Genomic DNA, 22,289 nt, shown 5'->3' with positions numbered 1-22,289 from the left:
GAGCCGGCACCCCGCTCCCACGAGGAGGTCCCGTGGCACAACCGGAGTGGACACCCTGGATGAGCCGGCGCCGACGCCGGCTCATTCCCGTCCTGGCGGCGACCGCGGTGGCGGCCGCGCTGCTGCCCACCGGCCCCACCGCAGCCGCCCCGACCGGTGGCGCCTCCGCCGAGCGGCGCTCCGGCCCGTTCGCCGAGGGGCAGCACCAGCACGCCGACGTCGACAACCGCCCCGGCACCGCCGCCCCCGACGCGCGGCAGCGGGGCCTGGCGCGCAAGGCCGACCCGGACGCCCGCTGGAACCGGCTCGGCACCCCGCACGCGCTCGGCCCCGGCAGCGCGCCCCTCGCCACCGGCCTCCCCGCCGAGCCGGAGGCGGCCGCCCGCGCGTACCTCACCGGCCACCACGACCTCTTCGGCCTGGACGCCACGGCGGTCGACGCGATGGACCGGGTGCTGGTCCGCCCGATCGGCGCCGGCGCGGTCGTCACCCTCCGGCAGCGCTTCGGCGACCTGCCGGCCGGGCACGACGGCCTGGTCACCGTCGCGGTCGCCGGCGGCAAGGTCCTCGCGGTCAGCTCCTCGCTGTCCCGGGACACCGCCGCGCCGGCGCCGGCCACCCTCACGGACGAGCAGGCGTACGCCGCCGCGCGCGCCGACGCCGGCCTGAGCGCCGAGGCGGTACGCAGCCACAGCGTCCGGGCCGTCGCCGTGCCCACCCCGCTCGACGGCCCCCGGGCCGCCTACGAGGTGACCCTGATCGGCGCCGACGCCGACCACCCGGCGGCGTTCACCACCTACGTCGACGGGATCACCGGGCAGGTGCTCGTCCGCGAGGACCTCGTCGACTTCGACTCGGACAACCCCAGCTGGGCGGTCTTCCCGGCCACCCCGCCGCGCGACCTCGGCCCCGGGCAGGACCCGCGGGTGCGCTGGTGCGGCGACCCCGCGCCGAACTGCGAGGCGGCCTTCCGCGACCCGGCCACCGGTCAGCCGTGGGACGTCGACGCGGCCACCGGCACGCCGACCGGCACCGCCCGCGGCAACTCCGCCAACACCGTGCTCTCCTGGGGCGGCGGCACGCCGGCCGTACCGGCCACGCCCAGCCCGCAGCGCCACTACGAGTACCCGTTCACCGACCAGTGGCACCAGGCCCGCTGCAACCCCGAGGTCTTCACCTCGGCGCAGCGCAACGACGGCGACGCCGCGATCGCCAACCTGTTCGCCATGCACAACCGGATGCACGACTGGGCCTGGCACCTCGGCTTCACCGAGGCGACCTGGAACCTCCAGGCGGTGAACCTGACGCCGGAGGGGCGGGGCGGCGACGCCGAGCAGGGCCGCGCCCAGCAGGGCGCGCTCAGCGGCAACCGGAACAACGCCAACCAGGGCACGCCGCGCGACGGCCTGCCGCCGACCACCAACATGTACCTGTGGCAGCCGCAGGCCGGCGGGCCGTACCCGCCCTGCGTCGACGGCGACTACGACATGACGGTGATCGGGCACGAGTACACCCACGCCATCACCAACCGCATGATCGCCGGCCCGGACAGCGGCATCAGCGGGCACCAGGGCGGCTCGATGGGCGAGTCGTGGAGCGACCTGCTCGCCGCCGAGTACCTGTTCCAGCACGGGCTGCGCGCCCCCGGCGAGACGCCCTACGTCACCGGCGGCTACGTCACCGGCAACCTGGTCAGCGGCATCCGCAACCACGACTTCAGCCGCAGCCCGCTGAACTACTCCGACGTCGGCTACAACACCGGCGGTCCCGCCGTGCACGCCGACGGCGAGATCTGGAGCGCCACCAACTTCCGGGTGCGCGCCGCGCTGATGAAGCGCTACGGCGCCGGCACCCCGCAACGGCAGCTCGACTGCGCGCGCGGCACGGTGGCGGTGGAGCAGTGCCCGGGCAACCGGCGCTGGTCGCAGCTGGTCTTCGACTCGTTCCTGCTCCAGGCCGCCAGCCAGGTGAGCATGCTCGACATGCGGGACAACATGCTCACCGCCGACCTGCTGCGCTTCGGCGGCGCCAACCAGGACCTGCTCTGGGCCGAGTTCGCCCGCTCCGGGATGGGCCGCGACGCCGCCACCAACGGCGCCGCCGACACCGACCCGACGCCGAGCTTCGCCGCCCCCGGCGCCGACAACGCCGTGCTCACCCTCCGCCCGAAGGGCGACAGCGCGCAGGCGCCGATCCGGGTGTACGTCGGGGCGTACGAGGCGCGGGCGGTGCCGGTGGCCGACACCGACCCGGCCACCGCGCTGCCGGACACCGTCGAGCTGGTGCCCGGCACGTACCAGTTGCTCGCCGTGGCGCCCGGCTTCGGCCACCAGCGGCTGACCGTCGTCGCCAAGGCCGGCAAGCAGGGGTACGTCGACCTGCGGATGAGCCGGAACCTGGCGTCCACGGCGTCCGGCGCGACCGTCACCGGTGACGGGGTCAACCTCGACCGCATCGCCGACGACACCGAGGCCACCAACTGGGCCTCCCTCGACGGCGTGGCCGGCCGGCAGGTCACCGTGGCGCTGCCCGGGGACGCGCCGCAGGTCGTCAAGCGGGTGAACGTCAGCGCCATGCTGCGCCCGGCGATCGCCGGCGACGCCGACCCGGGCAGCCAGAACGCGCTCAGCGCGCTGCGCTCGTTCGCGGTGTCGGCGTGCAACGCGAAGACGACCGACTGCGCGGACGCGGCCAACTGGCGGCGGATCCACACCAGCGCACCCGACGCGTTCCCGGGCGGGGCGTACCGGGCGTACGTGCCCGACATCAACCTGCGCGAGTTCCTGGTACCGACCACGCTGGCCACGCACCTGCGGTTGGAGGTGCTCGCCAGCCAGTGCACCGGCGGCCCCGCCTACGCCGGTGAGCAGGACGACGACCCGGCGACCACCACCGACTGCGCGACGGCCAGCCCGGCGCGTACGCAGGTGCGCATCGCGGAGTTCCAGGCGTTCTCGAAGTGACCGCCCGTCGGGGCCGGTCGGCGTACCGGCCGGCCCCGATGGACCACCGCGCGCCGTGGATCCGGGCGGCTCGGACGGACCAGCGTCGGGCACGCGTCCCGTGGCCCCGCTGGACCACCGCCGGACAGCCGTCCCGGTGACCGTCGGACAGCCGTCCCGGTAACCGCCTGTCAGCGGCGCGCCGCCCGCCACCGTCCGGACGCGACGGGTCGTTCCCGGCGTCGGTCCGGCCCGGCGTCGTCGTCGCCCGCGCCGGCGGCCCGGGTCAGGTGACGCAGCCGCAGCAGCAGGCCGAGGCCGAGCGAGAGCAGCAGCCCACCCAGCAGGAACGCGGCCTGCACCACCCCGAAACCGCCGGATTCCGCCACCGGCCGCCCCGCGCCGGCCGGGGGTGGCCCTTCGGACGCGGGCTCGTCGGTGGCGGGCTCCGCTCCGCGCTCCGTCGCCCCGGTCTCCGTCGCCCCGGTCTCCTCCGCCGCCGGTGGGGTCGGCTCGGGCGGGGTGTCGCCGGGCGCCGGCTCCCCCGTCGGGGCCGTCCGGGCGTCCGGTCCGACGACCGACCGCGTGGCCGTCTGCCGCGACAGCAGCCGCAGGCTCGCGTCGTACGCCTCGGCCGCCAGGGTGATCCGCCCCCGGGTGACGTCCCCCGCGAAGGCCACCCGGTAGCGGGCGGTGACCGTCCGCCCCGGGCAGAGCGTGCCCGGGTCGAGCCGGCGGTCGGTCAGCCGGGCCACGTCGCCCTCGGCGCGGACGTCCAGCGGGAACGAGCCGGCCTCCTCGATCCGGTCCATCCTGACCTGGTCGAGCCGGAGCCCGCGCACCCGCAGCACCATCGACCAGCGGACCTTGACGCAGCCGCCCTCGTCGCGGGAGACCACGGCGGAGACGGTCCGCACCCGGTCCCCGGCGGTGAACTCGTCCGGCAGGCCGCTCAGCTCGGTGGTGAAGGCCGCCTGCGCGGGCGCGGGCAGGCCCGCCCCGGCCAGGCAGGCGAGCACCACCGCGGCCCGTAGCGCGTACCGCCACACCGTCGCCACCCTCGCCACCTCCCGTCCGTCGCCGCCACCCCGCAACGCTGCCAGCGCCGCCGGCCGGACGGTAGACGGGCGTGTTCGCACCGGTCGCCAACCACGGGGCCCACTTTCACCGACGGTGGTGAACCGGTCACCCCTCCCCCCGCGACACGCCGATCGTCCGACGCCGGCGGGTCGACGGCCGGGTTCGCGGGGACCGGCGGTGATGGGGACGGCGGCCGGGTCGCGGGGACCGGCCGGGGTGGCGGCGGTCGGCGGGTGCGGGTGAGGGGGGACAATCGCCGGCGTGTCCGAGCTCTCCACCGCCTTCGTCCGGCTGCACGCCAGCCTCACCCCCGTCGCCTTCGTCCCCGAGGTGCGGCTGCACCAGGCGGACGACGCCATCGGGCTGTGGGAGTTGACGGAGGGCGAGTTCCGCAGTTCGCAGCCGCCGCCGTTCTGGGCCTTCGCCTGGGCCGGCGGGCAGGCGTTGGCCCGGTACGTCACCGATCACCCGGAGCTGGTCGCCGGCCGCCGGGTGCTCGACCTCGCCGCGGGCTCCGGCCTGGTCGCCATCGCCGCCGCGCGGGCCGGCGCCGCCGCCGTGCGCGCCGTGGAGATCGACGAGCTGGCCGTCGCGGCCGTCGCGGTCAATGCCGAGGCCAACGGGGTACGCGTCGACGCCGAACTCGGCGACATCCTCGACGGCGACGCAGGCGGGGCCGAGGTGGTGCTCGCCGGGGACGTCTTCTACAGCCAGGCGATGGCCAACCGGGTACTGCGTTTCCTGCTCCGGGCCGCCCGCGCCGGGGCCCGGGTGCTGGTCGGCGATCCCGGCCGCGCCTTCCTGCCGCACGACCGCTTCGACGAGCTGGCCGTCTACGACGTGCCGGTACCCGAGACGCTGGAGAGCGTACGGGTGAAGCGCACCACGGTGTGGCAGTTGCGGGCGGGGCTGCCGGGGTCGGGCGGCTAGCGTGTCGGCGTGCTGTTCCGGAGCTGGGCGCAGACCGCCGACGCGCACTGGCCGGACGTGGCCCGGGTGGCCGACCACGTGGGGGTCACGCACCTGGTGGTGACCCGGCACGCCCTGGTCCGCCAGGTGCTCACCGATCCGGCGACGTACCGGCCGGACAACGCGCTCGACGCGGTGACCCCCGTCCCGGTCGCCGCGCTGCGGGTGCTGGCCGGGCACCGGTTCCGGCTGCCGCCGACCCTGGCGAACAACGGTGGCGCCAGCCACCCGGCGATCCGGGCGATCGTCGCCGACGCCCTGCACCCGGGCCGGGTCGCGGCGCAGCGGCCCTGGCTGACCGGGCTGGTGCGGGAGCGCGTCGCGAGGATCGGCGCCGCCCTGGACGCCGGCACGCCGGTGGACCTGCACGCCGAACTCGCCGCCGACCTGCCGCTGCTGGTGCTGGCCCGGCTGGTCGAGCTGCCGGACGCGCCGGTCGGCGCGGTGAAGGAGTTCGCCCGCGCCGCGCTGGAGCTGTTCTGGGCGCCGCTGGACGCCGAACGGCAGCAGGCCCTCGCCGCCGAGGTGGGCCGCTTCCACCGGGTACTGCGGGAGTTCGCCGCGACCGGGGGTGGGCTGGCCGGCTCGCTGCGGGCCGCCGGGCACCCGCCCGACGTGGTGGTCGGCGCGCTGTTCTTCCTGTTGGTGGCCGGCCAGGAGACCACCTCGCAGTTCCTCACCCTGCTGCTGCGCCGGCTGGCCGGCGAGCCGGCCGTACTGGCCGGGCTGCGCGACGGCACCGTCGCGGTCGCCGACGTCGTCGAGGAGGGACTGCGGCTGGAGCCGCCGATCGTGACGTGGCGGCGGGTGGCGGCGCTCGACACCACGCTGGGCACGACAGCCGTGCCGGCGGGCAGCAGCATCGTGCTCTGGCTGGCCCGCGCCGGCCGGGACCCGGCCATCGTCGAGGCGCCGGACGAGTTCCGGCCCGGGCAGCGCGGCTCCCGCCGGCACCTGGCCTTCGGGGCGGGCGCGCACCGCTGCGTCGGCGACCAGTTGGCCCGGATGGAGGCGGCCGTGGTGGTCGCCGAGACCGCCGCGCTGCTGGACGGGGTCGCCGTCGTCCGCGAGCCGTGGTGCCCGGACAACCTGACCTTCCGCATGCCCGACGCCTTCGTCGTCCGCCGCCACTGACCCGGCACACCCACGCCGTACCGCCGTTGTCCTGCGCCGACCAGAACGCCCAGGCGCGACCCACCACCCACGCCAGTGCCGCAAACCCTGCCACCCACTGACACGAGCGCTCGGTGATCAGGACGCCAAGGACCTTTCCCGGCGTTCTTCAGGTCCATGGCGTCCTGATCACCACTGGTGGGGCTGGGCGTGCGGGGGTGGGTTGGCGACCGGGTGAGCAGGTCGGGCGGCGGAGGGCCGGACGGGGGTGGGTGGGTGGTCGGACGGGGTGGGTGGGGCTGGGTCGACGAAAGTCGGGGGTGGGTGGTGCCGTTCGGGGGCGGCCGGCGCGGGGGCGTCGGACCTAGCGTCAACGCATGATCACATTACGTGGGTTGACGAAGCGGTTCGGGGACGTGACCGCCGTCGACGCCCTGACCGTCGACATCGGACCCGGGCGGGTCACCGGCTTCCTCGGCCCGAACGGCGCGGGCAAGTCCACCACCATGCGGATGATCCTGGGGCTGGACCGGCCCACCGCCGGGCAGGCGCTGGTGGGCGGGCGGGCGTACGGGGAGCTGCGGCGGCCGCTGCACGAGGTCGGCGCGCTGCTCGACGCACGGGCGGTGCACCCCGCCCGGTCGGGCCGGGCACACCTGCTCGCGATGGCCCGCAGCAACGGGGTACCGGACCGTCGCGTGGACGAGGTGCTCGCCACCGTGGGGCTGGACGCCCGCGCCGCCGCCAAGCCGGGCCGCACCCTCTCCCTCGGCATGGGCCAGCGGCTCGGCATCGCCGGTGCGCTGCTCGGCGACCCGCCGGTGCTGATGTTCGACGAACCGGTCAACGGCCTCGACGCGGACGGCGTGCGCTGGGTACGGCAGCTGATGCGGTCCCTGGCCGACGAGGGCCGGACGGTCTTCGTCTCCAGCCACCTGATGACGGAGATGCAGCTCACCGCCGACCGGCTGGTGGTGATCGGCCGGGGTCGCCTGCTCGCCGACGCCCCGATCGACGAGGTGATCGCCGGCAGCGCGGTGGCGGTACGCGTACGCAGCCCGCAGCCGGCCGGCCTCGCGGCGCTCGCCGAGCGGCTCACCGCGACCGGGGCCGCCGTCGAGGCCGCCGGACCGGACGAGCTGACCGTCACCGGCGCCACCGTCGAGCGGATCGGCGATCTGGCGTACGAGCTGGGGGTGCCGCTGCACGGGCTCAGCCCGCACGGGGCGTCCCTCGAACAGGCCTTCATGGAACTCACCGCCGACAGCGTCGAGTACGCCGGCACCCCGACCCGGAGCGAGGCACGATGAACACGATCTCCGCCGAGTGGACCAAGCTGTGGTCCGTACGTTCCACCTGGTGGTCGCTGCTGGCCGGGGTGCTGCTGATGGCCGCCACCGCCGGTCAGCTCGCCATCTACGCCGCCAACGCGAACACCAACGACGACCCGGCCGACGACGCCGGGATCGTCACCGTCGGCAGCGTCGTGATCGGCTCGGTCGAGCTGACCCAGTACGCCGTGCTGGCCCTTGGCCTGCTCGTGATCACCAGCGAGTTCACCAGCGGCACCATCCGTACGACCCTGCAGTGCACGCCGTCGCGCGGCCGGGTCCTGCTGGCCAAGGCGGCGGTGACCGGGGCGGTCACGTTCGCCCTCGGGCTGCTGCTGGGCACGGTCGGCGCGCTCGTGGCCCGCCCGGTGCTCGGCCGCTGGGGCGCCGCGCCGGCGGGCGGCACCGTCGGCGACGTGCTCGCGGTGGCGACCTACCTGGCGTTGGTCGGCGTGCTGGCCCTCGGGCTCGGCGCGGCCCTGCGCAGCGCGGTGCTCGCCCTCGTCGTGCTCGTCGCCACGCTGATGATCGTCCCGCTGTCGTTGCAGGAGCCGGACATCGCCGTGCTCAACCGGATCGCCGACGCCTTCCCCGGGGTCGCCGGCGGGCACTTCATGGCCGGGGACACCGGCCCGTACCCGGCTCCGGTCGGGTTGCTGCTGCTGGCCGCCTGGGCCGGCGCGGCGCTGCTGCTGGGCCGGGCCACGCTGCGCCGCCGGGACGCGTGAGGCGCCGGAGGCGTCAGCGGCCGGACGCGTCAGGCTCCGATGACGCGCGAGGCGCCGGAACACGCGAGGCGCCGGAGAGCGGGGCGGGGCGGGTCAGCCGGTCGGCTCGACCAGCCCCGCCTCGTACGCGAGGATCGCCGCCTGCACCCGGTTGCGCACCTCCAGGCGGGTGAAGACGCTGGTCAGGTAGCTCTTCACGGTCCCCTCGACCAGGTGCAGCCGGCGGGCGATCTCGGCGTTGGACAGCCCGGCCCCGACCAGCGCGAGGACCTCCCGCTCCCGCTCGGTCAGCCCGGCCAGCCGGTCCCGGGCCACCGGCCGGCGGGCGACCCGGTCACCGCCCAGCTCGATGACCCGCCGGGCGGCCCTCGGCGACAGGTACGCGCCGCCCTCGGCGACCGCGTGCACCCCGGCGATCAGCTCGCGCGGGTCGCCCGCCTTGAGCAGGAATCCGCTCGCCCCGTGCCCGAGCGCCCGGGCGACGTGGTCGTCCTCGCCGAACGTGGTCAGCATGAGCGTCGCCGTCTCCGGCACGAGCCGACGGATCTCGGCGGCGGCGGTGAGCCCGTCCAGCCTCGGCATCCGGATGTCCAGCAGCGCCACCCGGGGCCGGTGCGCCCGGACCAGCTCCACCGCGGTCCGGCCGTCGCCGGCCTCCGCCACCACCTCGATGCCCGGATCGGTGGCCAGGATGGCCCGGACCCCGGCCCGGATCATCGCCTCGTCGTCGGCGAGGACGACCCGCACCGGGCCGGCCATGTCGGCGTTCATCCGTCGATCCGCTCCTTGCTGACCAGTCGGCCCTCGACGAAGCAGAGCCGCCACGTCGGCTGGGCCAGGGGGAAGTTGCCATCGGTGTAGTGCTCGCAGCCCGGACGCGCCGTGCCGTCGGGCGGGGCGAGCTGCCGTCGGGGCAGCCCGGTCAGCTCGGCGCGCTGCGCGCCGAGCGGCAGCCGCGCGAAGGCCCCGTCGTCGAGGACCGTCCCGGCGGTGGCGACCGGGTAGTAGACCAGCGAGAGCACCAGCGCCAGGCCCGCCGGGGCGCCGAGCGCGGTCAGCAGGCTGAGCCGGACCCGCCGGCGGGCGTCGCGCAACCGCCGCTCGGCCTCGGTCGCGGTCGCGGTCGCGGTCGCGGGCTTCAACGGCGACGACCCCGGCCGCTCCCCCAGCGACCCGCCGTCCGACGCGTCGGTGCCCGCCCCCGGGGCGACCGGAAACCCCGGCTCGTCCGCCCCGCCCGCTGGCCAGCCGCCCACCGGCCACCGGCCGCCGGCGGAGCCGGCCCCGCGCGGCGGGAGGGCGTCGCCGCCCGCCCGGGCCGCCACCGGCAGGTGGGCGTGGACGGCGAAGCCACCGTCGTCGCGGGGACCGCTGGCCAGGGCGCCGCCGGCGAGCCGGACCCGCTCGGCGAGGGCGAGCAGGCCGGAACCGGTGGACGGCGGTCCCGGCAGCGGCCCGGCCGGTGGCGGCGCGTTGACGACGGCCACCTCGAGCCGGTCGCCGTCGCGGTGCAACACGACGCTGACCGTCGCGCCGGGTGCGTACCGGGCGGCGTTGGTCAGCGCCTCGCGGACCACCCGGTGCGCGGCGTGCGCGGCCATCGGGGACAGCGTCGCGAGGGCGTCCGCGCCGTCCAGCCGTACCGCCATGCCCGCCTCGCGGGCCCCGTCGACCAGCTCGCCGACGCTCTCGTCCGCGGGCCGGATGGTCGTCACGCCGTCCGGCTCCCGGAGCACCCCGATGATCCCGTGCAGCCGCTCGGTGGCGGCGGCGACGCTGGCGCGCAGCTCACCGGCGGCGTCCCGGTGCCGGGGCGCGAGGTCGCCGGCGACCTCCAGCGCGGCGGCGCGCAGGGCGATCAGGCTCAGGTCGTGCCCGAGGGAGTCGTGCATCTCCTGCGCGATGCGGGCCCGCTCCCGCAGCCGGATCCGCTCGGCGGCGCCCCGCCGCTCCCGGTCCCGCGCCTCGGCGTGCCGGCGGCCGGCCTCGGCCAGCACGGCCTGCTGGCGCCGGTACCGCCCGACGAGCCACGGGAAGACCCCGGCGAAGAGCAGCACGGAGGCGAGCAGGAACCAGGTGGCCGCGCCGGTGCCGAGCCATCCCAGGTTGAGCGCCGTGCCGCCGGCCGCGAGCACGGCGAAGGCGACGGCGGCCGGTACGGCCGTGGCGCTGCGGCGGCCGGTCAGGTAGCTGAACACCGGGATCGCGAAGAGGAAGTTGCCATCCAGCAGCGAGCCGAGCACGACGACGACCAGGGCGGCCACCGGCCGGCGCCGGCCGACCGCGACCGCCGCCGCGAGCAGCAGCAGCGCCCCGAGCGTCAGGGCGGTGGTGCGCCCCGAGTGCGGCGGGGTCACGCCCGCGTACCCGATCGGGGCGGCGGTGCCCACCCACAGCAGCAGGTCGGCGGCGCGGCGCCGGACGACCGCCCGGGACCGACCGTCGCCCGCCCGGGCGGACCACCAGCTCTCCACGGCGGTCAGGCTACCGACGCCCGACCTGCGCCGACACCGACGAAAGTCAGGTGCTCAGCTGATCTCCTCGGCCCACGCACGCCAGTCGTCGAGCACCCCGTACAGCGTCGGGGTGAGCCAGCCGGGCGCGGACCGGCGGAAGACCCCCGGGTCCATCGCCCCGGTGCCGGCGGGCAGAGCGCCCAGCAGCTTCGGCACCAGGTCGGTGAGGTTGGCCCAGTGCACCAGCTCCGGCGCGGCCGGCCAGGCGCCGACCACCACGCCGGCCGGCACCTCGCGGCGCTCCAGCGCCTCCAACGTCAGCGCCGTGTGGTTCAGGGTGCCCAGGCCGGCCCGGGTCACCACCACGGCCGGGCAGCCCAGCTCCACCGCCAGGTCCGCCACCGTCCAGGGCTTCCCCTCCGGCCACAGCCCCATCGGTACGAGCAGGCCGCCCGCGCCCTCGACGAGCACCAGGTCGTGCTTGTCGGCCTCCTCGTGGACCGCGTCGACGGCGGTGTGCAGCTCCAGCGGCGGCAGCTGGGCGACCCGGGCCGCCGCCAGCGGGGCGAGCGGGTCGGGGAAACTCGCCAGGGTCCGGCCGGTCAGCGGGGCCGCCAGCCGGTTGACCGCGTCGACGTCGCCGGGCTCACCGCCGGCCGTACCCGTCTGGGCGGGCTTGACCACCGCGACCCGCAGGCCGGCGGCCTGCGCGGCGGCGGCGATCGCGGCGGTGACCACCGTCTTGCCGACGTCGGTGTCGGTGCCGGTCACCAGCACCGGCCCGCGCCACGGCCCGGTCATGCCACCACCCCGGCTCACGGGGCCACCTCAGCTCGCGACTGCGGGGCTCGCAAACCCGGCTCACTCCTCGCCCTCACGGGGCACACTCCATGATGGTCTCCAGGGCGCGCTCGAAGTCCGCCCGGGGGACGCCGGCGCCGATGGTCAGGCGCAGCCGGGACCGGCTGTCGGGCGTGGACGGGGGCCGGAAGCAGCCCACGGCGACCCCCCGGTCGCGGCAGTCGGCCGCCCAGGCGGTCGCCGCCTCGGGGCCCGGCGCGGTGACCGAGACGACCGCGCCGTCGGGGGCGGAGACCGCCAGCCCGGCTTCGCTCAGCCGGCGCACGGCCAGGGCGGCCCGGTCGGCCAACTCGGCGCGCAGGTCGTCGCCGGCGCGGGCCAGGCCGACGGCGGCGTGCACGCCGGCGGCGACGGCCGGGGGCAGCGCGGTGTCGAAGATGAAGGTGCGGCCGGTCTCGATCACGTGCCGGACGAACTCCGCCGGCCCCGCCACCACCCCGCCCGCGCCGCCGAGGGCCTTGGAGAGGGTGGCGGTGACGACCACGTCGGGCTGGCCGGCGAGGCCGGCGGCGGCGACGCCCCCGGCGCCGGACGGGCCGGTCACGCCGAGGGCGTGCGCGTCGTCGACCAGCAGCAGCGCGCCGTGCTCCCGGGCGACGGCGTGCAGCCGGGCCAGCGGGGCGAGGTCGCCGTCGACGGAGAAGACCGACTCGGTGACGACCACCGCCGGACGGCCCGGCGCGGCGGCGAGCGCGCCGGCCACCGCCGCCACGTCGGCGTGCGGGGTCACCACGGTCTCCGCGCCGGAGATGCGGCACCCGTCGATCAGGGACGCGTGGTTGTGGGCGTCGGAGACGAGCAGCGTACGGGGCCGCACCAGCGCCCGCACCGCCGCGAGGTTGGCCAGGTAGCCGGAGGAGAAGACGAGTGCCCGTTCGGCGCCGAGCCAGTCGGCGAGGGCGTCCTCGAGCGCGTGGTGGGCGTCGGTGGAGCCGCGCACCAGCCGTGACCCGGTGGCCCCCAGCCCGTACGCCGACAGCGCCCGCGTCGCCGCGGCGGTGACCTCGGGGTGGGTGGCCAGCCCCAGGTAGTCGTTGCCGGCCAGGTCGACCACGGCGTCGCCGGCGGCCCGGGCCCGCAGCTCGCGGGTCAGTCCCGCCTTCGCGCGCAGTTCGGCGCGGCGGTCGAGCGCCGCCAGCCAGTCCGCCACCGTCACCCCCACGCGCCCGCGCCGGCCACCGTCGGCCGCTTCCGCCGGGCGAAATTACCACCCGCCGGCCACCGCCCGGCGTGTCCACCCCGCCGGCGGAGCCCCGACACGCGGGCCGTTCGCCCCGGCGGGGCGGCCTTGTAGGGTACGAGCCATGCCAGAGATCCTCGACCAGGCCCGAACCCAGGTGCTGGAGAACGGCGTCGGTCTCGACGAGGCCGGCGTCCTCGCCGTGCTGAACCTGCCCGACGAGCAGCTGCCCGCCGCCCTCCAGCTCGCCCACGAGGTGCGGATGCGCTGGTGCGGGCCGGAGGTGGAGGTCGAGGGCATCGTCTCGCTGAAGACCGGCGGCTGCCCCGAGGACTGCCACTTCTGCTCGCAGTCCGGCCTGTTCACCTCCCCGGTGCGCTCGGTCTGGCTGGACATCCCCTCGCTGGTCGAGGCGGCGAAGCAGACCGCGGCGACCGGGGCGACGGAGTTCTGCATCGTGGCCGCCGTGCGCGGCCCCGACGCCCGGCTGATGAAGCAGATGCGCGAGGGCGTCGCCGCGATCAAGGCCGAGGTCGACATCCAGGTGGCGGCGTCGCTGGGCATGCTCAGCAAGGAGCAGGTCGACGAGCTGGTCGACATGGGCGTGCACCGCTACAACCACAACCTGGAGACCTGCCGCTCCTACTTCCCCAACGTGGTCACCACGCACTCGTGGGAGGAGCGCTGGGAGACCCTGCGGATGGTCCGCGAGTCGGGCATGGAGGTGTGCTGCGGCGGCATCCTCGGCCTCGGCGAGACGGTGGAGCAGCGGGCCGAGTTCGCCGCGCAGCTCGCCGAACTGGACCCGCACGAGGTGCCGCTGAACTTCCTCAACCCCCGCCCCGGCACCCCGCTGGGCGACCGGCCGGTGGTGGAGGGCAAGGACGCGCTGCGCGCCATCGCCGCCTTCCGGCTGGCCATGCCGCGCACCATCCTGCGGTACGCGGGCGGCCGGGAGATCACCCTCGGCGACCTGGGCACCCGCGACGGCCTGCTCGGCGGCATCAACGCGGTCATCGTCGGCAACTACCTGACCACCCTGGGTCGACCGGCGACGGCCGACCTGGAGCTGCTCGACGACCTGAAGATGCCGGTCAAGGCGCTCTCCGCGACGCTGTGACCATCCCGGTGACGACGAGCGACGCGGCGACGGCGGCCGACGGGGCGTCGGCCGCCTGGTGCGACCGCTGCGGCGAGGCCGTGGCGGTCGGGTCGCACGACGGGTGCGCGGCGGCCCGGGTGCTGGAGCCGCCGCGCTTCTGCGCGCACTGCCGCCGCCGGATGAAGGTGCAGGTGCTGCCGGTCGGCTGGGCGGCGGTCTGCGTCGAGCACGGCGAGATGCGGGGCTGAGGCGGATGCTGCGCGGTCGGGTGGTGACCCTGCGGCCGGTGACGGCCCAGGACGTGGCGGCGCTCGCCGCGATCCGGGCCACCCCGGAGGTCCGGCGCTGGTGGCGCGGCGGCGACGACCTCACCGCCGCCGTCCGGGCCGACCTCGCCGACGAGTCCCTCTCGGTGTACGCGATCGAACACGACGACCGGGTCGTCGGCGCGATCCAGTGGTACGCCGAGGACGACCCGGACTACCGGCACGCCAGCATGGACCTCTTCCTCGACCCGGCGGTACGCGGCGCCGGGCTGGGCGGTGACGCGATCCGTACCCTGGTCCGGCACCTGATCGACGAGCACGGCCACCACCGGTTCACGATCGACCCGGCGGCGGCGAACACGGCGGCCGTGCGGGCGTACGCGAAGGTGGGCTTCCGCCCCGTCGGGGTGCTGCGCCGCTACGAGCGCGGCGAGGACGGGCGCTGGCACGACGGGCTGCTGATGGACCTGCTCGCCGACGAACTGGCCGACTGAGCCGGACGCCCGCCCGCCCGTCCGTCACCCATCCCAGACGAGGTCGCCGTCGGGCAGCCGGCGGGCGCCGTCGGCGGGGCGGTGCGGGGTGAGCCGGCCGTCGGGCATCAGGTGGCGCACCGGCACGCCGTGGGCCAGCACGGCGACGTCGGCGATGAGCCGCCGGTGGCAGCGCCACCAGACGCTCTCGCTGCACATCACCGCCGTGGTCCGGGCCGCCGCGTCGGCCAGCACCGCGTCCAGCGCCGCCCGGAAGTCGGCGGTACGGGTGTACGCCGCGTACGCCCGGAAGGCGGCCACGGTCCACCAGGTGTCCGGCTCCTCGGTGCCGGCCGGGGTGTGCCGCCGGCCGCCGAGGCGCTGCTCCCAGCGGTAGTCCACGCCCGCCGCCGGCAGCCAGCGGGCCAGCTCCTCCCGGCGTACGTCCGGGTTGGTCCGGCTGGCCGGGAAGCGCCGCACGTCCACGACGAGCGCGACCCCGGCGCCGGCCAGCAGCTCGCCCAGCCGCTGCCGGTCCGCCGCCCCGTGTCCCACCGTCAGCAGTGTCACGCCAGGGGAATGCCCCGAATCCCGGGCGACTACCGCCCACGCGAGGCGGAGATCGCCCGGGATCTGCGCGCGGGGCGTCGGGCGACGCGGCCGGCGGCGAGGGTGGGACGGGTGTACCCCGACCTCCCGGCCAACGGGGCCGACGCGCTCGACTGGCGCCAACGGAGTTGACGGCGGTGCTGGACGCGCTGCCCCGGGCCCGTCGGCGGGCGTTGATCCGGCAGACCGTGGCCGACATCGCCGGCGGCGCGGAGGCGCTCTCGGAGATCGACTTCGTTCGGCTCTGCCGCCGCCACGGCCTGCCGGCGCCTCGACTCCAGCAGCGGCGCGCCGACGCCTCCGGGCGGACGCGGTGGCTCGACGCGTACTGGCGGGAGTGGGGGTTGCACGTCGAGATCGACGGCGCGCACCACATGGACGTGCGGCACTGGGCGGCCGACATGCGTCGCCAGAACGACGTTTGGACCTCGGGGGACCGCATCCTCCGCTTCCCGGCGTGGCTGGTCCGCGCCCGCCCAGCCGAGGTAGCCGACTCGCTCCGCCGCGCCCTGACGGCGGCAGGCTGGCGCCCCGAGGCGTAAATCTTGGACAGTTGCCGTTCCCAGCGAACGGCAACTGTCCAAGATTCGGGCTGGCACGGACGGTTACGTCCGCGCCAGGCCGCCGGTGGCGCGGACGGCGATGCGTCCGCGCCACCGGAGGGGTGGTGCGTCAGGAGACCGTGCAGGGCGTGCCGTTGAGGGTGAACGCGGCGGGCTTGGGGTTCGAGCCGGTGTGGGTGCCGTTGAAGCCGAAGCTCGTCGACGCCCCCGGCGCGAGCCTGCCGTTGTAGGAGATGTTGGTGGCGGTGACCGCGGTGCCGGTCTGGGTCCAGGTCGCCGACCAGCCCTGGCCCACCTTCTGGCCGGCGCTGGGGAAGGTGAAGGCTAGCGTCCAGCCGTCGATCGTCGTCGTGCCGGTGTTGGTGAGGGTGACGTTCGCGGTGAAGCCGGTGTCCCAGGTGCTGGCCGTCCAGGTCACGGCGCAGCCGCCGGACGCGGGCGGGTCGGCGGTGGTGACGGCGAGCGGCGCGGACGCCGCCGAGACGTTGCCGGCCGCGTCCACGGCCACCACGAAGAACTGGTACGCCGTGGCGGCGGTCAGCCCGGTCACGGCCAGCGTGGTGCCGGTGGGCGAGCCGACCAGCGCGTCGGTCGCGCCGGCTTCGCGGTAGACGCGGTAGCCGGTGACGCCGACGTTGTCGGTCGACGCCGCCCAGCTCAGGGTGAGCCCGGTGGCGGTGACCGCCGAGGCGGTCGGCGTGCCGGGGCGCGTCGGCGCGACGGTGTCGGGGGCCGGGGCGTCCGGCGTGGTCACCTCCGCCACCGGCGAGGCGGTCGAGCGGTTGCCGGCGCCGTCGCGGGCCCGCACCGTGAACCGGTACGTCCGCTCGGGCAGCAGCCGGGTCACGGCCAGGGTGTTGGTGGCCGAGTTGAGCAGGACGAGCGCGTCGCTGCCCACCTGCGCCTGCGTGACCTCGTAGCCGGCCAGCCCGCTGCCGCCGGCGTCGGTGGACGCGGGCCAGGTGAGGGTCAGCCCGGTCGCGGTGACCGCCGAGGCGACGGGGGTACCGGGGGCGGTCGGCGCGGTGGTGTCCGGGGTGGCCGGCCCGGGCTCCTCGCCCCAGATGCGGGTGGCGCCGGAGTGGAGCGTGACCTTCCGGTTCGGTCCCGCCGTCGCCTGGTACGACGGGTCGTTCGTCGGGTCCCAGGTGCCGCCCTCGGGTACGCCGATCTTGAACTGCACCTCCATCCGGTGCTGCGACTGCCCGGCGGGCGCGATGGTGTGCCCGGTGCAGTCCACCTCGACGTACCAGACGTCACCGGAGAACTGCCTGGCGCTGGACGGCGACGGGCAGCCCTGGGTGTAGCCGGGGGTGACGGTGACCGGGCCGGTGCCGTCGGGACGGAAGTAGTAGCGGAACTTCCCGTCGGTCAGGGCGCGGGCCGGGAACGCGGACTTGTTGTAGACGATGGCCTTGAGGCCGGTGGCGCGCGGCTCGGCCTGCATGACCGTGGTCTCGACGGTCAGCTCGTCGATGTCGGGCGTCTCGGCGCGGGGGAAGCCGGCGAGCGGGGTGCCGCCGTACTCCCGGGTGAGCCGGGCCAGCGCGGAGGTGAAGCCGGCGTTGTAGTCGGTGGCGACCTCGTTCATCACGTAGTCCGACCGGTTGTCGGTGTACGCGTCGTTGGCCGCCGACGGGCCGCCGACGAGCGCGCCGTAGAGGGTGTGCCGCGTCTCGGCGGGCACGGTCTGGCTGTCCCACCAGGAGCCGTGCGCGGTGCGGTGGTGCGGGTTCTTCGGCGGGTTGGCCCCGAAGCCGATGACGTAGCTGGAGGCGCGCGGGTTGTCGCCGAGCGCGTAGTCGATCTGCCGGACGGCGAAGTCGTGGTAGCGGGCCTTGCGGGTGGCGTCGGTGGTCTTGTCGCTGTAGACGAGGGCGGCGAAGGCGGTGTTCGCGGCGTAGCGCAGGGCGCCCCACGAGTCGAGCACCGCCATCCCGCCGGGCGAGTACGGCACCCGCTGCCCGTTGACGCCGACGGTCCAGTAGTCGAGCCAGCGGTTGGCGTCGTCGACGTACTTCTGCTTGCCGGTCAGGTTGGCCAGCAGCACGTACGCCCCGAACTGCTTGTTGTCCCAGGCGATGGTCCACTTGTAGGAGCGGGTGGTGCTCTGGTTCTCGGTGCCGAGCCTGTCGTACTCGCTCTCGGCCTTGGCGAGGTAGGCGGCGTCGCCGGTGGCCCGGTACAGCCAGATGGCGGACCAGACCAGCTCGTCCTGCCAGCCGCTCCAGGAGCGGTAGAAGCTGGTCGCGTCGGTGATGCACTCGTGGTAGTTCTTCCGCACCGTGTCGGCGAAGGTGTGCAGCTGCTTCGCGTGCCCGAGCAGCCGGTCGGCGTAGGCGGCGTCGGTGGGCCGGAAGACCATCGACGACGCGGCCATCGCCGCCGCCGTCTCGCCGGCCAGGTCCGCGCCGCCGCAGCTCGCGTCGATCTTGTACGCGGGCCGCGCCATGGGCATCACCTCGGCCGGGCCCCACCACTTGTGGTCGTCGTCGCCCTTGCCGACCTGCCCGTAGAGGACGTTCGGCGCGGGGTGCGCCTTGACGAAGTAGTCGTTGACGAAGCGCAGGTTGTTGAGCAGGTGCGGCAGTTGGCCGCTGGCCACGTAGCCGTCGCGGTACTCGACCGCGCCCCAGGCGAGCATGGTGGCGCTGAACGCCATCGGGAAGCCGAACTTCACGTGGTCGCCGGCGTCGTACCAGCCGCCGGTGAGGTCCACCCCGACGTCGGCGCCGTCGGTGAGCGCGGAGTCGCCGCGCCAGGAGACCCGGTTCCAGGCCGGCAGCGGGCCGGACTGCTGCGCCTCGTAGAAGTAGAGCGACTTCTGCAACGCCTCGGCGTAGTTGAACGCGCCGGCCGCGGCGGGTGCGGTCCGTGTCGTGGTGGTGCCGGCGGTCGCGGCGGTTCGCGTGGCGTCCACGGCGGACGCGGGCGCCGGGCCGGTGACGGCGAGGGCGAGGCCGGCTACGAGGGCGGTGCCGGCGGCCAGCAGGCGGCGCGACCGGGGCGGGGCGCCCGGCGGGCGTGGAGAGCTCGGATGGCGCATCAGGTGCTCCTGTCGGTGGTGTCGCCCGTCGGGCACCGTCGGGGGCGGCGCTGCGGGCGGTGCGGGTCCGCGTGGCGACGAGGTGGTGGGTGGCACGGGCAGGGTGGGTGCGGTACGACCACGGTCGCCGGGAGCGCTCCCATGGATAGACGACAATGTAAGGCGGGCGCGGACGATTTGGGAAGCGTCGCCGCGTCGGACGGGGTGATCCGGTGCCGCCGGAGCGCCCGCGGGACCGAAAGCGTTACAGCGACACGCCCACCGAGAGTCACGGATTCTCCTGCCGCCGAGAAGAGAGGTGACGCGTATCGGCAGCTCAGGCCGATCGCCCGATGCCCGGGACCGTCACTCATCGTGCGATCATGGGCCGTCCCCTCGATCAATTCCGGAGGAATCCTCATGGCACACCGTCGGCGCGTGGTGCGCGCGGCCGTTTCCACCGCAGCCGCCACCGCCTGCCTCACCCTCGCCACCCCGGCCTGGGCGTCGAGCACCATCGCGATCAACCCGGACCACCGGGACGAGACGGCCGGCGGCTTCTCCACGCGGGACTGCGCCGACCCGCGGTTCGCGGACCGCCCGGCGGACCACGACGGCTGGCACTTCGTCCTGCCCGGCGGCAAGGCCTCGGGCGGCTTCGAGAGCCTGACCCTGACCTTCGGGACCGGCACGGGCGAGGTCACCGTCACCGTGCCGGACGCCGACGACGCCTACCCCGACGCCCTCTACCCGGCGGGGAAGAACGAGGGCCGGCTGATCCACGCCTACCTCTTCACCCCGGCCGGCTGGACCCTGCTGGACGGCAGCGCCGTCATCACCGGCACCGCCGGCAAGTTCAACCTGAGCCACACCTGCGGGGGCACCGCGCCGTCGCAGTCGCCGAGCCCGAGCCCGTCGCCGACCACCTCGGAGTCGCCGCAGCCGTCGGAGTCCCCGTCGGAGTCGGCCTCCCCGAGCGCGTCCGCCCCGCCGTCGGAGTCGCCGTCGCCCTCGGACCCGGCCTCGCCGTCGACGCCGGCCACCGCCTCGCCGACCGCGAGCCCCGGTGGCAGCGGCGGCGGTGAGGGCGGCCTGCCGCTGACGGGCGTGGCGACGACCAGCATCGCGCTGGGCGGTCTCGCCCTCATCGGCGGCGGCGCGCTGCTGATGCTGCGCCGTCGTCGCGACGACATCACCTTCACGAGCTGACCCCACCCAGCGCCGAACCGGCCGCCGGACACCTCGTCCGGCGGCCGGTCCTCGTCTCCGCCCCGGACGCCCCCCACCCGGACGCCCAGCGGGCCTCCCGCGACCACCGGACGTGCATCACATAATCTAATTACGTCGATGGGTTGACGACGTATGTCCAGGCCAGGCCACCGGACGGCGTCCGGAAACGTGCGGCGGGACCGGCGGGACGCGGGGCCGGCGTTCCGGCATACGAACGTACTGTTGCCGCGCCGCTTTCCGGCGCGCGACAGTACGCCTCACCAGCGGTGCCATCGACGCCGCCGCTCCCCCGGTCAACCCTGAGGAGATCGCGATGGCTCTACGACTCGCCGACGGCACCGCCTGGTCCGACACCCTCGCCCGCGCCGTGGCCGCCGCACCGGAGGCGTTCGGCTCCCCGGTCGACGGCGTCACCACGCTGCACAACCTCGTACGCGGCGACTGGCACGCCGTGGGCTCGCCCAGCCCGGTCCGCACGCCGGTGGACAACACCGTGCTGGTCAACCTGGCCCGCCTCGACGCCGACACCGCCCGTACCGCGGTCGCGCACGCCGCCGCCGCGCACCGCGCCTGGGCCGACACCCCGCTCGCCGAGCGCAAGGCCCGGGTCAGCGACGCCCTGGACGCCCTCACCGCCCACCGCGACCTGCTCGCCATGCTGCTGGTCTGGGAGATCGGCAAGCCGTGGCGGCTGGCCTGCGCCGACGTGGACCGGGCGCTCGACGGCGTCCGGTGGTACGTCGGCGAGATCGACCGGATGCTCGCCGACGGCCGGGAGCCGCTGCCCGGACCGGTCAGCAACATCGCCTCGTGGAACTACCCGATGAGCGTGCTCGTGCACGCCGAGCTGGTGCAGCTGCTCGCCGGCAACGCGGTGATCGCGAAGACCCCGTCGCAGGGCGGGGCGGTCTGCCTCACCGTCGCGCACGCGCTGATGCGCCGGGCCGGGCTGCCCGCCACCCTGGTCTCCGGCGGCGGCGAGGAGCTGTCCGAGGTGCTCGTACGGGCGCCGGAGATCGGCGCGGTGGCGTTCGTCGGCGGGCGCTCCAACGGCGGCAAGGTCGCCGCCGCGCTGCTCGACTCCGACAAGCGGCACTTCATCGAGCAGGAGGGCCTCAACGCGTGGGGCATCTGGAACTTCTCGCAGTGGGACCTGCTCGCCGGGCACCTGAAGAAGGGCTTCGAGTACGGCAAGCAGCGCTGCACCGCGTACCCGCGCTTCGTGGTGCAGCGGGACCTCGTCGACGAGTTCCTCGACATGTATCTGCCCGTGGTGCGCTCCGTCCGGTTCGGACACCCGCTCGCCGTCGGCGACGACTGGGCCGCCGGTGACCCGCTGCCCGAGCTGGACTTCGGCCCGCTGATCAGCGGCGCAAAGGCCGACGAGCTGCGCCGCAAGGTCGACGAGGCGGTACGCGGCGGCGCCGTGCCGCTGCACCGGGGCAAGCTGCACGGCGCGCCGTTCCTCGACGGGCAGGACACCTCCGCGTACGTGGCCCCGTCGGTGCTGCTGGCTCCGCCCGGGCGGTCCCGGCTGATGCACGCCGAGCCGTTCGGCCCCGTCGACACGATCGTCGTGGTGGACACCACCGACGAACTGCTGGCCGCGATGAACGCCTCGAACGGCGCGCTGGTCGCCTCGCTGGCCTGCGACGACGAGGAGCTGGCCGGCAAGCTCGCGGTCGACCTCCAGGCGTTCAAGGTGGGCATCAACAAGCCGCGCTCACGGGGCGACCGCGACGAGCCGTTCGGCGGCCGGGGCGCGTCCTGGAAGGGCGCCTTCGTCGGCGGCGACCTGCTGGTGCAGGCCGTCACCCAGGGCGGCGACGGCCGGCTCTACGGCAACTTCCCCGACTACAGCAGCTACCCCGCCACCTGAGATGTGAGCAAGGGCCCCCTGGGCACGCCGCAGGGGGCCCGGCCGACACCACGGTCGCGTACCGTCGAGTGATGTCGATCATCGCGCAGCTCTCCCTGGGAGTGTCCGACCCGCAGCGGGCGGCGGCCTTCTGGTCAGCCGCGCTCGGCTACCACCACCGCCCGCCCCGGTACGCCGGCGACGACTGGATCGTGCTGGAGCCGCCGCCCGGCGTGCCGGGCACCGCCATCGCCATGGACGTCAGCGAGAGCCCGGCCGAGGAGTTCCCCCGGATCCACCTCGACATCGACGCCGGCGACCGGGACCTCGACGAGGAGGTGGCGCGGCTCGTGGCGCTGGGCGCGCGCCCGGTCGACTGGCGGCACTACCCGACCGACCCGCACCCGACCGAGCCGCCGTACGTGGTGCTCGCCGACCCGGAGGGCAACCGGTTCTGCGTGCAGGGGACGCGCGCACCCGCGACGTGACGCCTCCGCGCGCCC

The 22,289-nt window shown here is 75.6% G+C and carries 19 protein-coding genes; 12 read left to right on the top strand and 7 right to left on the bottom strand.

All coding sequences use genetic code 11. The features are described from left to right. The first annotated feature begins 32 nt into the window (after nt 1–32). Nucleotides 33–2,963 carry a M36 family metallopeptidase gene (locus AC5L34_RS12680; protein ID WP_494824983.1) on the top strand — a complete coding sequence of 977 codons (2,931 nt, stop codon included), beginning with the start codon at nt 33–35 and terminating at the stop codon, nt 2,961–2,963. A gap of 170 nt (nt 2,964–3,133) precedes the next feature. Here the strand turns inward: AC5L34_RS12680 and AC5L34_RS12675 are convergent, their stop codons facing one another. Continuing rightward, a complete protein-coding gene (locus AC5L34_RS12675) occupies nt 3,134–4,000 on the bottom strand; it encodes a hypothetical protein (RefSeq protein ID WP_494824981.1) in 867 nt (288 codons plus the stop codon). 283 nt (nt 4,001–4,283) lie between these two features. On the opposite strand from AC5L34_RS12675, the gene AC5L34_RS12670 reads away from it, so the two are divergent. From AC5L34_RS12670 to AC5L34_RS12655, 4 genes are all read left to right on the top strand, one after another. Continuing rightward, nucleotides 4,284–4,952, top strand: a complete 669-nt coding sequence (locus tag AC5L34_RS12670; RefSeq protein ID WP_441175167.1) for a class I SAM-dependent methyltransferase — start codon at nt 4,284–4,286, stop codon at nt 4,950–4,952. A gap of 9 nt (nt 4,953–4,961) precedes the next feature. Further along, entirely contained in the window at nt 4,962–6,125 is a 1,164-nt protein-coding gene (locus tag AC5L34_RS12665) for a cytochrome P450 (protein ID WP_494824980.1), read from the top strand. A 356-nt stretch (nt 6,126–6,481) separates the two neighbouring features. Then, nucleotides 6,482–7,414: an ATP-binding cassette domain-containing protein gene (locus tag AC5L34_RS12660; protein WP_494824978.1), complete on the top strand. Its 933-nt coding sequence runs from the start codon at nt 6,482–6,484 to the stop codon at nt 7,412–7,414. Then, nucleotides 7,411–8,163: an ABC-2 transporter permease gene (locus AC5L34_RS12655; RefSeq protein WP_441175170.1), complete on the top strand. Its 753-nt coding sequence runs from the start codon at nt 7,411–7,413 to the stop codon at nt 8,161–8,163. Before AC5L34_RS12660 ends, AC5L34_RS12655 begins: the two co-directional genes overlap by 4 nt. Before the next feature lie 93 nt (nt 8,164–8,256). Here the strand turns inward: AC5L34_RS12655 and AC5L34_RS12650 are convergent, their stop codons facing one another. The 4 genes from AC5L34_RS12650 to AC5L34_RS12635 all read right to left on the bottom strand — a co-directional run bounded on the left by AC5L34_RS12650 (nt 8,257) and on the right by AC5L34_RS12635 (nt 12,630). Continuing rightward, nucleotides 8,257–8,934 carry a response regulator gene (locus tag AC5L34_RS12650; protein WP_494824976.1) on the bottom strand — a complete coding sequence of 226 codons (678 nt, stop codon included), beginning with the start codon at nt 8,932–8,934 and terminating at the stop codon, nt 8,257–8,259. Beyond that, nucleotides 8,931–10,637, bottom strand: coding sequence for a sensor histidine kinase (locus AC5L34_RS12645; protein WP_494824974.1), 1,707 nt, complete (start codon nt 10,635–10,637; stop codon nt 8,931–8,933). The genes AC5L34_RS12650 and AC5L34_RS12645 overlap by 4 nt, the downstream gene beginning before the upstream one ends. A gap of 54 nt (nt 10,638–10,691) precedes the next feature. Then, complete coding sequence (gene bioD, locus AC5L34_RS12640) at nt 10,692–11,420, bottom strand: dethiobiotin synthase (protein ID WP_441175477.1); 729 nt, start codon at nt 11,418–11,420, stop codon at nt 10,692–10,694. 73 nt (nt 11,421–11,493) lie between these two features. Further along, nucleotides 11,494–12,630, bottom strand: coding sequence for an 8-amino-7-oxononanoate synthase (locus tag AC5L34_RS12635; protein ID WP_494825018.1), 1,137 nt, complete (start codon nt 12,628–12,630; stop codon nt 11,494–11,496). A gap of 154 nt (nt 12,631–12,784) precedes the next feature. On the opposite strand from AC5L34_RS12635, the gene bioB reads away from it, so the two are divergent. The 3 genes from bioB to AC5L34_RS12620 are packed head-to-tail and all read left to right on the top strand — an operon-like array spanning nt 12,785 to nt 14,522. Continuing rightward, nucleotides 12,785–13,780 carry a biotin synthase BioB gene (gene bioB, locus AC5L34_RS12630; protein ID WP_132233178.1) on the top strand — a complete coding sequence of 332 codons (996 nt, stop codon included), beginning with the start codon at nt 12,785–12,787 and terminating at the stop codon, nt 13,778–13,780. Continuing rightward, entirely contained in the window at nt 13,777–14,010 is a 234-nt protein-coding gene (gene bsaP, locus AC5L34_RS12625; RefSeq protein ID WP_494824972.1) for a biotin synthase auxiliary protein BsaP, read from the top strand. The genes bioB and bsaP overlap by 4 nt, the downstream gene beginning before the upstream one ends. Nucleotides 14,011–14,015: 5 nt before the next feature. Next, a complete protein-coding gene (locus AC5L34_RS12620; RefSeq protein ID WP_494824970.1) occupies nt 14,016–14,522 on the top strand; it encodes a GNAT family N-acetyltransferase in 507 nt (168 codons plus the stop codon). Between the two features lie 24 nt (nt 14,523–14,546). Here AC5L34_RS12620 and AC5L34_RS12615 read toward each other — a convergent pair whose 3' ends face one another. Beyond that, nucleotides 14,547–15,071 carry a DUF488 domain-containing protein gene (locus tag AC5L34_RS12615; RefSeq protein WP_494824968.1) on the bottom strand — a complete coding sequence of 175 codons (525 nt, stop codon included), beginning with the start codon at nt 15,069–15,071 and terminating at the stop codon, nt 14,547–14,549. Nucleotides 15,072–15,247: 176 nt separating this feature from the next. Here AC5L34_RS12615 and AC5L34_RS12610 point away from each other — a divergent pair, with 176 nt between their 5' ends. Continuing rightward, nucleotides 15,248–15,652, top strand: coding sequence for a putative endonuclease domain-containing protein (locus tag AC5L34_RS12610; RefSeq protein ID WP_494824967.1), 405 nt, complete (start codon nt 15,248–15,250; stop codon nt 15,650–15,652). 130 nt (nt 15,653–15,782) lie between these two features. Here AC5L34_RS12610 and AC5L34_RS12605 read toward each other — a convergent pair whose 3' ends face one another. Beyond that, the gene (locus AC5L34_RS12605; protein ID WP_494824965.1) at nt 15,783–18,719 is read right to left on the bottom strand and encodes a glycoside hydrolase family 9 protein; all 2,937 of its coding nucleotides are present in this window, start codon (nt 18,717–18,719) and stop codon (nt 15,783–15,785) included. 399 nt (nt 18,720–19,118) lie between these two features. On the opposite strand from AC5L34_RS12605, the gene AC5L34_RS12600 reads away from it, so the two are divergent. From AC5L34_RS12600 to AC5L34_RS12590, 3 genes are all read left to right on the top strand, one after another. Next, nucleotides 19,119–19,907 carry an LPXTG cell wall anchor domain-containing protein gene (locus AC5L34_RS12600; protein WP_494824963.1) on the top strand — a complete coding sequence of 263 codons (789 nt, stop codon included), beginning with the start codon at nt 19,119–19,121 and terminating at the stop codon, nt 19,905–19,907. Nucleotides 19,908–20,241: 334 nt separating this feature from the next. Continuing rightward, nucleotides 20,242–21,807, top strand: a complete 1,566-nt coding sequence (locus AC5L34_RS12595) for an aldehyde dehydrogenase family protein (protein WP_441175179.1) — start codon at nt 20,242–20,244, stop codon at nt 21,805–21,807. Between the two features lie 71 nt (nt 21,808–21,878). Next, nucleotides 21,879–22,274, top strand: a complete 396-nt coding sequence (locus AC5L34_RS12590) for a VOC family protein (protein WP_441175180.1) — start codon at nt 21,879–21,881, stop codon at nt 22,272–22,274. Nucleotides 22,275–22,289 lie beyond the last annotated feature (15 nt).

The organism is Micromonospora sp. ZG13, from assembly GCF_059359355.1.
The sequence above is the reverse complement of the archived record's forward strand: the minus strand, read 5'-3'. Positions and strand labels throughout refer to the sequence as shown.

Bases quoted from the DNA above. Each gene is read 5' to 3' on its own strand.
- AC5L34_RS12600 (WP_494824963.1), top strand. From the start codon at position 19,119: ATGGCACACCGTCGGCGCGTGGTGCGCGCGGCCGTTTCCACCGCAGCC.
- AC5L34_RS12660 (WP_494824978.1), top strand. From the start codon at position 6,482: ATGATCACATTACGTGGGTTGACGAAGCGGTTCGGGGACGTGACCGCC.
- AC5L34_RS12650 (WP_494824976.1), bottom strand. From the start codon at position 8,934: ATGAACGCCGACATGGCCGGCCCGGTGCGGGTCGTCCTCGCCGACGAC.
- bioD (WP_441175477.1), bottom strand. From the start codon at position 11,420: ATGACCGGGCCGTGGCGCGGGCCGGTGCTGGTGACCGGCACCGACACC.
- AC5L34_RS12595 (WP_441175179.1), top strand. From the start codon at position 20,242: ATGGCTCTACGACTCGCCGACGGCACCGCCTGGTCCGACACCCTCGCC.
- AC5L34_RS12590 (WP_441175180.1), top strand. From the start codon at position 21,879: ATGTCGATCATCGCGCAGCTCTCCCTGGGAGTGTCCGACCCGCAGCGG.
- AC5L34_RS12605 (WP_494824965.1), bottom strand. From the start codon at position 18,719: ATGCGCCATCCGAGCTCTCCACGCCCGCCGGGCGCCCCGCCCCGGTCG.
- AC5L34_RS12655 (WP_441175170.1), top strand. From the start codon at position 7,411: ATGAACACGATCTCCGCCGAGTGGACCAAGCTGTGGTCCGTACGTTCC.
- bioB (WP_132233178.1), top strand. From the start codon at position 12,785: ATGCCAGAGATCCTCGACCAGGCCCGAACCCAGGTGCTGGAGAACGGC.
- AC5L34_RS12620 (WP_494824970.1), top strand. From the start codon at position 14,016: ATGCTGCGCGGTCGGGTGGTGACCCTGCGGCCGGTGACGGCCCAGGAC.